Raw genomic sequence first — 2,495 nt, 5'->3', positions numbered from 1 at the left:
GTTGGGTGGGGGCCCGTCGCGTGCCCCCGCCCACGTCAGCGCAGTCCCGCCAGCACCTTGTCCAACGTGATCGGGAAATCGCGCACGCGCACGCCGGTCGCGTGATGGATGGCGTTGGCGATGGCGGCGGGAACGCCGACGATGCCGATCTCGCCGACCCCCTTGGCGCCCAGCGCGTTGACCATGTCGTCATGCTCCTCGACGAACAGCACGTCGATATCCGGCACGTCGGCGTTCACCGGGACATGGTACTCGGCGTAGTCGTGGTTCATCACGCGGCCCAGCCGGTGGTCGGTGAAGGCCCCCTCCTCCAGACCCATGCCGATGCCCCAGACCACGGCGCCCTGGATCTGGCTGCGCGCCGTCTTAGGGTTGATGATGCGTCCGGCGGCGATGGCGCTGACCACGCGGGCCACCCGGATGGTGCCGAGATCCTCATCCACCCGCACCTCCACGAAGACCGCGGAATGGGTGGCGAAGGTGTGCCGCGCCCGCGCCAGCAGATAGGGCAGGGCGCGCGCCTCCTCCTCGATGGACAGGGTCCCGGAGCCGCGCATCACGTCGGTGATGGACAGCCGCCGCGACGGGTCGTCCCGGACGATGAGATGGCCGTCGGCGAAGAGCACATCTTCCTCCGCCACGCCCTTCAGCGGGCTGTCGTCCCGCTTGCCGGCCAACGTCACCAGCTGTGACCGCACCCGGTCGCACACCGCCTTCACCGCGGACCCGACGGTGGAGACGGTCCAGGACCCGCCTTCGATGGGGGCGGTGGGCAGCGAGGAATCGCCCAGGCAGAAGGTCACCTCCCCGATCGGCAGGCCCAGCACGTCGGCGGCGATCTGCGTCATGACAGTGTAGGTGCCGGTGCCGATGTCGGCGGTGGCGCTGGACACCCCCAGCTTGCCGTCGACGCCCAGGACGGCCTTGGCGGCGGCCTGCCCCTGCATGGCGTCCCACACGCCCGCCGCCATGCCCCAGCCGATCAGTTCGCGCCCGTCCCGCATGGAGCGCGGCGCGGGGCTGCGCTTCGCCCAGCCGAACCGCTCCGCCCCCTGCTGGAAGCAGGCCCGCAGCTCCTTGCTGGAGAAGGGGTTTCCGGTGTTGGGGTCGGTCTCCGTGTAGTTCCTCAGGCGAAGCTCCAGCGGGTCCATGCCGAGTTTGCCGGCCAGCTCGTCCATGGCGATTTCCAGCGCCGTGACACCGGTCGCCGCTCCCGGCGCGCGCTGGTCCAGCGGCGTGTGCACGTCCAGCCGCGTCAGCGTGTAGTCCAGCCGGACGTTGTCGCACTTGTACTGCTGGCCCGACCAGTTGACGACGATCTCCACATAGTTCTCGTTCCGCGAGCTTTCCTGCACCGCCTCATGGATCAGCGCCCGCAGCGTGCCGTCGCGGTCGGCGCCCAGCGCCACCCGCTGGATGGTTTCGGGCCGGTGGCCGAAGCTGAACATCTGCGGGCGCGACAACTCCACCCGGACGGAGCGTTTCAACTGCGTCGCCGCCAGCATGGCCATGAAGAGCTGGTGCTGCGGCCGCAAGCCGGAGCCGAAGGCGCCGCCGACGAAGGGCGACATCACCCGCACCGCGGATTTGGCCAGGCCGAAGACGTTGCAGATGTAGGTGTGGCAGTTCTGCGCGCCCTGGGTCTTGTCGTGGACGGTCAGCGTGCCGTCGTCGTGGTGCAGGACCGTGGTGGCGTGCATCTCCATCGGGTTGTGGTATTCCGCGGCCTGGGTGAACTCCGCGTCCACCTGGACGGGCGAGTCGAGGAAGGCCTGCTCCGGGTCGCCGCGCGGCTTCGGCGGGGGTTGGAAACCGCCCTTGTCCTTGCCGGGGGTGAAGCTGTCCGCTCGGTTCGCGCGCAGGTCGGTCTGGTGGGGAGCCGCCTCATACTCGATGTGGACGAGGCGTGCGGCGTAGCGGGCCAGTTCGAAGCTCTCGGCGATCACCAGCGCCACCGGCTGGAGCGCGTGGTGGATCTCCGCGTCGTAGAGCGGGCGGAAGGGCGCCCCCTTCGGCGCGTCGTCGTCCTTCCACTTGCGGTCGAACCAGGCGAGGCTCGGCCGGTTTTCGTGGGTGAAAACATGGATGACGCCGGGCAGGGCCAGCGCCGCCGCGGTGTCGATGCGGGTGATCCGCCCGCGCGCGATGGCGCTGGAGACGATGTAGCCGTGGGCGAGGTCCGGCAGGGTGAACTCGGCGGCGTAATGGGCGTTGCCGGTCACCTTCTTGCGCCCGTCCACCCGGCTGACGGGCTTGCCGATGGGGCCGTTGGGCTCCTTCAGGAAGCCGGGAATGCTGGGAATGGCGATCATGGGCGGGGCGCTCCCTTGCGGTCGGCGGCGTCGGTCAGGGCGCGGACGATGGCGCGCTCCGCCAGTTCGATCTTGAAGCTGTTGTGCTCGTGCCCCTTGGCGTCGCGCAGCAGAACGCGCGCGGCGGCGCGGAACTGGTCGGGCGTGGCGGGCTTCCCGATGAGGGCAGCCTCCGCCTCCGGG

General features: G+C 69.9%; 1 protein-coding gene and 1 pseudogene. Both read right to left on the bottom strand.

Features of this window, described 5'->3' with window-relative positions:
- Positions 1-35 precede the first annotated feature (35 nt).
- A complete protein-coding gene (locus tag GBZ26_RS28765; RefSeq protein WP_174441718.1) occupies positions 36-2,312 on the bottom strand; it encodes a xanthine dehydrogenase family protein molybdopterin-binding subunit in 2,277 nt (758 codons plus the stop codon).
- Positions 2,309-2,495, bottom strand: a pseudogene (locus GBZ26_RS28760) (FAD binding domain-containing protein); the annotation flags it as partial. The gene GBZ26_RS28765 and the pseudogene GBZ26_RS28760, both read right to left, overlap by 4 nt.

Origin of the sequence: Azospirillum formosense (genome assembly GCF_013340925.1) — a bacterium.
Lineage (GTDB): Bacteria > Pseudomonadota > Alphaproteobacteria > Azospirillales > Azospirillaceae > Azospirillum > Azospirillum formosense.
Note: the sequence above shows the minus strand (reverse complement) of the source record. Positions and strands in the feature narration are given on the sequence as shown.